Annotated in this window: 7 protein-coding genes, 1 tRNA gene and 1 pseudogene; 8 read left to right on the forward strand and 1 reads right to left on the reverse strand. The window is 61.4% G+C overall.

The window, feature by feature from the left end; translation table 11 throughout:
- The first annotated feature begins 5 nt into the window (after window positions 1–5).
- The 5 genes from hscA to ACIPRI_RS23895 all read left to right on the forward strand — a co-directional run bounded on the left by hscA (window position 6) and on the right by ACIPRI_RS23895 (window position 4,168).
- Entirely contained in the window at window positions 6–1,862 is a 1,857-nt protein-coding gene (hscA, locus tag ACIPRI_RS23875) for a Fe-S protein assembly chaperone HscA (protein WP_446623986.1), read from the forward strand.
- Between the two features lie 13 nt (window positions 1,863–1,875).
- A complete protein-coding gene (fdx, locus tag ACIPRI_RS23880) occupies window positions 1,876–2,214 on the forward strand; it encodes an ISC system 2Fe-2S type ferredoxin (RefSeq protein WP_446623987.1) in 339 nt (112 codons plus the stop codon).
- An 8-nt stretch (window positions 2,215–2,222) separates the two neighbouring features.
- On the forward strand, window positions 2,223–2,948 hold the full coding sequence (dnaQ, locus tag ACIPRI_RS23885) for a DNA polymerase III subunit epsilon (protein ID WP_446623988.1): 726 nt from the start codon (window positions 2,223–2,225) through the stop codon (window positions 2,946–2,948).
- A gap of 55 nt (window positions 2,949–3,003) precedes the next feature.
- Window positions 3,004–3,078 (forward strand) — tRNA-Val (locus ACIPRI_RS23890).
- 91 nt (window positions 3,079–3,169) lie between these two features.
- Window positions 3,170–4,168: a tyrosine-type recombinase/integrase gene (locus ACIPRI_RS23895; protein ID WP_446623989.1), complete on the forward strand. Its 999-nt coding sequence runs from the start codon at window positions 3,170–3,172 to the stop codon at window positions 4,166–4,168.
- A gap of 12 nt (window positions 4,169–4,180) precedes the next feature.
- Here the strand turns inward: ACIPRI_RS23895 and ACIPRI_RS23900 are convergent, their stop codons facing one another.
- Window positions 4,181–5,494, reverse strand: a complete 1,314-nt coding sequence (locus ACIPRI_RS23900; RefSeq protein ID WP_446623996.1) for a hypothetical protein — start codon at window positions 5,492–5,494, stop codon at window positions 4,181–4,183.
- Between the two features lie 302 nt (window positions 5,495–5,796).
- Between ACIPRI_RS23900 and ACIPRI_RS23905 the strand changes: the two genes are divergently transcribed.
- The 3 genes and pseudogenes from ACIPRI_RS23905 to ACIPRI_RS23915 all read left to right on the forward strand — a co-directional run.
- Window positions 5,797–6,366 (forward strand): hypothetical protein, encoded by a 570-nt coding sequence (locus ACIPRI_RS23905; protein WP_446623990.1) that lies wholly within the window; start codon window positions 5,797–5,799, stop codon window positions 6,364–6,366.
- Window positions 6,363–7,136: a hypothetical protein gene (locus ACIPRI_RS23910; RefSeq protein WP_446623991.1), complete on the forward strand. Its 774-nt coding sequence runs from the start codon at window positions 6,363–6,365 to the stop codon at window positions 7,134–7,136. The genes ACIPRI_RS23905 and ACIPRI_RS23910 overlap by 4 nt, the downstream gene beginning before the upstream one ends.
- 46 nt (window positions 7,137–7,182) lie before the next feature.
- Window positions 7,183–7,340, forward strand: a pseudogene (locus tag ACIPRI_RS23915) (recombinase family protein); the annotation flags it as partial.
- Window positions 7,341–7,461 lie beyond the last annotated feature (121 nt).

The raw sequence follows: 7,461 nt of genomic DNA on the forward strand, positions 1-7,461 counted from the left end.
GCCTCATGGCGCTACTACAGATTTCAGAACCGGGCCAGGCACCGGATCCGCATCAACGCCGCATTGCTGTCGGCATCGACCTGGGCACCACCCATTCCTTGGTGGCAGCCGTGCGCAATGGCGTGGCCGAATGCCTGCCGGACGAGCAGGGCCGCGTACTGCTGCCTTCGGCTGTGCGCTACCTGGAGGGCGACCGCCGCCAGATCGGCTTCGACGCGCTGGCAACGCGCGCTAGCGACCCGGGCAATACCATCACCTCGGTGAAGCGCCTGATGGGCCGCGGCCTGGCCGACATCGGCCGGCGCGATTCGCTGCCCTACCAACTGGCAGGCGAGGGCGGCATGGTCAAGGTGCAGACCCGCGCCGGCGACAAGTCGCCGGTGGAGATCAGCGCCGAGATCCTGGCCACCTTGCGCTTTCGAGCCGAAGACACTTTCGACGACGAGCTCTATGGCGCCGTCATCACCGTGCCCGCCTACTTCGACGAGGGCCAGCGCCAGGCGACGAAGGATGCGGCCCAGCTGGCCGGCATCAATGTGCTGCGACTCATCAGCGAGCCGACGGCCGCGGCCATCGCCTACGGACTGGACAACGCGGCGGAGGGCGTTTACGCCGTGTACGACCTGGGCGGCGGCACCTTCGATATCTCGATCCTGCGCCTGACCCAGGGCGTGTTCGAGGTGATCGCCACCGGCGGCGATTCGGCCCTGGGCGGCGACGACTACGACCACGCGCTGGCCGACTTCGTGCTCGCCAAGACGGGCCTCGTGCTGCAAAGCGATGGCGACAAGGCCGCCTTGATGATCGCCGCGCGTGCTGCCAAGGAGGCCTTGTCGGCCGCGGAAACGACCGTCTTTGCCGCCGACGTGGCAGGCCAGGCCGTCTCGCTGGAGATCAGCCGCGGGCAGTTCGAACAGGCGAGCGAAAGCCTCACCGGCCAAACCCTGGCCGCCGTGCGCAAGGCGCTGCGCGATGCCAAGCTCAAGCCGCAGGAACTGCAGGGCGTTGTGCTGGTGGGCGGCGCGACGCGCATGCCGCAGGTGCGCCGCGCCGTGGCCGAGTATTTCGGCCGCGCGCCTTTTATCGACCTCAATCCCGATGAGGTGGTGGCGCTTGGCGCCGCCGTGCAGGCCAACCAGCTGGCCGGCAATGGCGGCAGCGGAGATCTGCTTTTGCTGGACGTGATCCCGCTGTCGCTGGGCATCGAGACCATGGGCGGCCTGGTGGAGCGCATCGTGCCGCGCAACCAGACCATCCCCACCGCCATGGCGCAGGACTTCACAACCTACCAGGACGGCCAGACCGCGTTGGCGCTGCACGTGGTGCAGGGCGAGCGCGACCTGGTGGCGGACTGCCGCAGCCTGGCGCGCTTCGAGTTGCGCGGCATTCCGCCGATGGCGGCCGGTGCGGCGCGCATCCGCGTCACCTTCACCGTAGACGCCGATGGGCTGCTCGCCGTGAGCGCCAAGGAGCAGGCCAGCGGCGTGGAAGCCAGCGTGGCGGTCAAGCCGTCTTACGGACTGTCTGACGACCAGATCGCCACCATGCTGCAGGACAGCTTTGCCACTGCCCAGCAGGACATGCAGGCGCGCGCGTTGGTCGAGGCGCGGGTGGATGCCGACCGCATGCTGCTCGCCACGCAAAGCGCGCTGGATGCAGATGCGGCCCTGCTCGACGCCCAGGAGCGCGAGCACATCCAGGCGCTGATGGAAGCGCTGCGCCTGGCCAAGACGGCGGGCGACGCCGCCACCGTGGAAGCCGCCACCAAGGCGCTGGCCGACGGCACCGAGGCCTTTGCGGCACGCCGCATGAACCAGGGCATTGCGCGCGCGCTCGCGGGCCGCACGCTCGAATCCCTCTGATCTTTTTTCTCCCATGCCCATCATCAAGATCCTTCCGCACGCCGAGTACTGCCCCAACGGTGCCGAGGTGAGCGCGCCGGCCGGCACCTCGATCTGCGAGGCCCTGCTCGACCACGACATCCACATCGAGCACGCCTGCGAGATGAGCTGCGCCTGCACCACCTGCCACGTGATCGTGCGCCAGGGCTTCGATTCGCTCAATGAATCGGACGAAAGCGAAGACGACCTGCTGGACCGTGCCTGGGGCCTGGAGCCGCAGTCGCGCCTCTCGTGCCAGGCCATCCTGGCGCAGGAGAACGTGACGATCGAGATTCCCAAGTACTCGATCAATCACGCCAAGGAAAATCACTAAGAAGACGCATGACCCGGCAAATCGTCCTAGACACCGAAACCACTGGCCTTTCTGCCGAAGACGGCGACCGCATCATCGAGCTGGGCTGCGTCGAGCTGTTCAACCGCAAGCTCACCGGCAACGACCTGCACATCTACTTCAACCCCGAGCGTGAAAGCCACGAAGATGCGTTGAAGGTGCACGGCCTGACCACCGACTTCCTGCGCGACAAGCCGAAGTTCGGCGCCATGGCCCAGGAGGTCGTCGAGTACCTGCGCGGCGCGGAGCTCATCATCCACAACGCGGCCTTCGACGTCGGCTTCCTCAACAAGGAATTCGAGCGCGTCGGCCTGGAGCCGCTGCACCGGCACGTGAATGAAATCACCGATACCTTGGCCATGGCCAAGGCGGTGTACCCGGGCAAGCGCAATTCGCTCGATGCACTGTGCGACCGCTTCGGGGTCGACCGTTCGAACCGCACCTTTCACGGCGCCAAGCTCGATGCGCAGCTGCTGGCCGACGTCTACATCAACCTCACGCGCGGCCAGGATGCGCTGCTGATCGACGTGGGCGGCAACGAGCCGGAGCAGGGCCTGGTGATTGCCATCGACCTGCGCCAGTTTCAACTGCCGGTGCTCACCGCTTCGGCGCAGGAGTTGGCCGTGCACGAAGAAGTGTTGCTGCAGCTGGACAAGGCGAGCAACGGCAAAACCGTGTTTCGGCAAGTCTTGGCCGAAAATGTGGCTATAATTTAAGGCTTCGCAGCAAACGCGAAATCAAGGTGCTCCGCAATGCAAGTGGTGGCGCCGAGGGCGGTTAGCTCAGGGGTAGAGCACAGCATTCACACTGCTGGGGTCGGAGGTTCGAAGCCTCCACCGCCCACCAAAATTCTCATGTGAAATCAACAGCTTATAGCTGTTGGCGTTCCCACTCGATCAACGTCCCACCTCGCGTGGGACACGTTTGGGACAGTTACATGGGCACCATCACGAAGCGCACCGGCGCTCGCGGCACGTCATACCAAGCCAAGGTCCGCAGGGCCGGGCATCCAATCCTCTCCAAGAGCTTCCCTGACAGGCGCACGGCCGAACTCTGGATAGCCCAACAGGAGCTATCTGTTGCTCGGGGCGACGTGCCCGACCCTGCCGCAGCACGCGGGACAACCATGCTGGCGCTGATGCAGCGCTACCTTCAGGAAGTCACCCCCGCGAAGAAGGGCGCCAACCAAGAGGGCTATCACATGAGGCCCCTGATGCGAAGCAAACTCGCCGCCTACACCCCGGCCACGCTCACTCCCCAGGCGGTGCGGGAATGGCGGGATGAACGCCTCCGCACAGCATGCGGCACCACGGTGAACCGGCAACTCAATCTCTTGCACCACGTCATCGAATTTGCGCGCAAGGAATGGGGGATCGGCAGCGGGAACCCCGTCTCCGATGTCAGTCGACCCAAGAACAACCGGGCGCGGGACAGGCGACTGCCGCAAGGCGAGGAGGAGCGGTTGCTGCTGGCCTGTGATGACAGCCGAAGGGGCTACCTCCGGGATGTGGTCACGCTTGCTATCGAAACCGGCATGAGGCAGGCCGAACTACTGGGGCTTCGCTGGGAACTGATCGATCTCGAAAAGGCCACTGCGCGGTTGCTCGACACCAAGAACGGCGAGGATAGGACCGTACCGCTCAGCAAGGCCGCCGTTGCCTTGCTAACGAAGCGCAAGCCGGAAGGTGAGGGCAACGGCACCGTGTGGCCGGGAATCACGACCGAGGCCGTTAAGCAGGCGTTCCAGCGCGCCCGAGATAGGGCCGGATTGGAGGACTTTCACTTCCACGATTTGCGGCACGAGGCCACATCCCGATTCTTCGAGAAAGGGCTGAACATGATGGAGGCTGCAAGCGTCACTGGACACAGGGACTTTCGGATGCTGAAGCGCTACACGCATTTGGATGCAAGCAAGCTTGCTTTGAAGTTGGGGTAGCTGCCTACCGCTTCAATCTGGCTTCGGCTTGCGTTTGCCCGTTGGCGCTCGTTTGCTGGTTGCGTTTCGAGGTTTTGCTTTCGTGGGCTCTTGCTTTAGGGCACGAAGCAATGTACGGAGCTCTGCACATGCAGCGCCAATGGTCTCACTGTCTGGAACTTCGATCCCGTGAACAAGTTGATTTCTAAATCTTCGAAGTCTGTCGGCGGAGGCTGCCATCTCAGGTGACAGCTGCAAGTGGGAGAGAAGTTTCATGGGTCCCAAGGAAAACGGCGCTACACCAGCAGTCGCAGCCTGTTGTCTCAGGTACTTTTCGTATTCGATCCAGAGTGCCATGAATTCTCCGATCGCATGATTCTGAGAACTCCGTGGTGTGTCGCTCGCCAGAGCGGCCACAGGGGTTTCCACAAGGCGTATCTGTTCATAGGTCGCATACCTGGAAGGATCCTCGGCGAGGATTTGATCGATGATTTGCTCTGCGAGCGGACGCATCTCGAAATCATCGTGCAGGACCTTGACATACTTCGCCAACTGCTCAGGTGTATTGAGGTTTGTGGCTCTCAGCAATTCATACAACACATCAACCCGACCGATAGCAGCCTCGTTGACACTGCCACTTCCAAGATTCTCCCGCCCGCGATCGAGTAGGGACGCGGCCAAGTCGTAGTGGTTTGTGTACTCCCGGCCATGCGTGGAAGCTCGGAGCTCTCCTGCTCGCTGGAGCCGTTCGAGAGCGATTTCACCGGACAGTACCAGGCCATTCAATTCGTCAAGAATTGCGTACTCCTCCTCCGAAAGCGCTCCCTGCAACGGCTTGTAGACGAGGTCGTGCTCCACCTCAGACCAAGCATGCATGAGAACTGATGCGACTTGAATTTCGACCCGCGCTTCGCTATAGCGCTTCTGAGCCTCGTTGAGGCTACTATCCGGAATCCGAACGCGATAGTGAGTTGCCCAGTAGCCGGAGAAGCGCTTCTTGTAGGTTGGCTCCGCGGTAGTTGGAAATGTCTTCGGGTCAGCTACGAGCAGGAACCGGTCCCGAACGATCTTCCCTACTTCTTCGCGTTCGCCGGGGAAGTACAAAGCAACCCTCACACCTGCGAGGTCGACGATGTCTTCAAAGATTGCATCGACGGATTCGTACTTCGCCTTGATTGCGCGTTGCCGAACTTTGGTTTCAAGTCGGGTCGGATTTTTTGCCCGTGAGGTGACGATTGCTCGAATGCCTGCGGATTGCAAACTTGTGTCGAGAAGCTGAGCGACCATGCGGCACGCCTGCTCGTAGAAGTCGAACTCCTTCCGGTATCGACCGATGAACACTGACACAAGATCCAAGTCGTTGTCTCCTTAGCGCTGTTCTTGCATGTCGGGGCCGCTTCAGCGAGCCCTTAAATTGAGTGCGGCAGCCACGTCCGGCTGTGAATGTTGATCGGCCCTCCCCCAAGTGCGCCGCCCTCCTATTGCCATCGCGGACCGGGTGAGTCTCAGAGGCGGCGCTGCCTGCATCGTATCAATTTGCAACGGACGCACAATAGGAGTACTGTCAGTACTCTTTCGTACGCATAGAGCGTGCGGAAGCATACCTACGCAACACGTTGCGAGACAGATTTAACGAGAGGGCGCAAACCATGGGTAACCAGCTTGCTGAAGCGGTAGGGGGAGTTGTCGAGGTTCTGAATCCGCTCACTTCCGAAGAACGGATTCGAGTTGTCAATGCTGCGCTCACCCTTTTGGGCGAGGTTGGGGGGCAGTCGAGCGGTCGAGGCCCCGGCGGCGGACGCCCCGCAGACGATGGCGGGGAAGGCTCCGAACTCGGACTTTCCCCGGCTGTGAAGGCATGGCTCAGGAAGGTGAAGCTCGAGGAGTCGCAGCTAGAGGAGTACTTTCATTTCGATCAGGGCAAGGCGCAACCCATCGCTTTGCCTGGCAACGCGTCGAAGCGAATCGCTCAAGTGGTAAGCACCTACCTTATGCAAGGACTGTCGTCATACCTCGCGTCCGGCGAGCCTGCATTTGCTGACGCAGACGCTCGGAAGCTTTGCGAACACTTTGGGTGTTATGACCATACCAACCACGCCAAGTACTTGAAGGAGTTTGGCAACAAGATAACTGGTTCAAAGGCGGGTGGCTGGAAGCTAACGGCGCCGGGCCTTTCTGCTGTAGCTGATCTCATCAAGCAAAAGGGAGGCGCCGCTTGATGCTTGGCGCAGGTCTGCTTTCAAATCTTCCGCCCGGACTGCGGCAGGAACTCGTCGGTTGCTATCAAAAGATCGTTCAAAACTATGTAGAGGGGCGTTGGGAGCCGGCTGAACTGAACGGCGGGAAGCTATGCGAGATCGTGTATTCGGTGCTCGATGGTGCATTGTCGGGCTCCTTTCCAGCGAAGGCCTCAAAGCCATCGCGAATGCTGGATGCGTGCAAGGCACTTGAAAACAAACCTGCTGATTCGAATAGGGTGGGGGACAGGTCGTTGCGAGTTCTCTTGCCTCGGTTGCTTCCCTTTCTCTATGAGATTCGAAACAACCGCGGGGTAGGTCATGTGGGCGGGGACGTGGACCCTAACCACGAAGATGCCGAGGCAGTGCTTGCGATGTCCACGTGGATCATGGCTGAACTCGTGCGGGTCTTCCACGGAATGTCGTTGGCGGATGCGCAGGTAGCCGTCGATGCGATGGTCCAGCGCAAACATCCGCTCGTCTGGCAGACGGAAGGCACCAAGCGCGTTCTCAACCCGAAGATGAAGAAGTCAGATCAGGCGCTTGTGCTCCTTTACTCCGAGCCTGGCTGGGTCGAGCTAAAGAGGCTGTCTGAGTGGGTCGAGTACAGCTCCAACGCGATGTTTCGGTCGCGAGTATTGGCGCCCCTGCACAAGCTGCGCCTTGTTGAGCTTGATACTGCAGCCGGTCGGACCAAGCTCACCCCCCTTGGAGCGCGAAGGGTCGAGGTAGAGTTACTCCCCAGCATCTGACGTCTCGCAGATTGGCCGATGAGCAGATTCCGCAATCCTGCCGGCCCTCATGCTCGAAGGCGTCAAGGTTGTCTGCACCCTCAACGGCATGGAGTTCGACGGTGCCGCGACCGACGCCATTAAGCCACTCGGGATGCCGTCCTCGCCTTCATGGCGGCGCAGGGCGAGGCCGACTACCTCAATCGCAGGGAAATGCAGCGTAAGCACGCGGTGAAGTCATCTTGATGGTCTGAGAGCCTGCAGGCATCGTGCCCACGATGAATGATGTGGACACGATAGATGGCGTGGTTAAGCGGGCGACGCGTCGCAATCACAGCGCCCAGTT

The sequence above is a fragment of the Variovorax sp. LARHSF232 genome (assembly GCF_052871435.1).

What these genes read in the sequence shown, in the direction of transcription:
- hscA (WP_446623986.1), top strand. Translation starts at nt 6, where the DNA reads ATGGCGCTACTACAGATTTCAGAACCGGGCCAGGCACCGGATCCGCAT.
- fdx (WP_446623987.1), top strand. Translation starts at nt 1,876, where the DNA reads ATGCCCATCATCAAGATCCTTCCGCACGCCGAGTACTGCCCCAACGGT.
- ACIPRI_RS23905 (WP_446623990.1), top strand. Translation starts at nt 5,797, where the DNA reads ATGGGTAACCAGCTTGCTGAAGCGGTAGGGGGAGTTGTCGAGGTTCTG.
- dnaQ (WP_446623988.1), top strand. Translation starts at nt 2,223, where the DNA reads ATGACCCGGCAAATCGTCCTAGACACCGAAACCACTGGCCTTTCTGCC.
- ACIPRI_RS23895 (WP_446623989.1), top strand. Translation starts at nt 3,170, where the DNA reads ATGGGCACCATCACGAAGCGCACCGGCGCTCGCGGCACGTCATACCAA.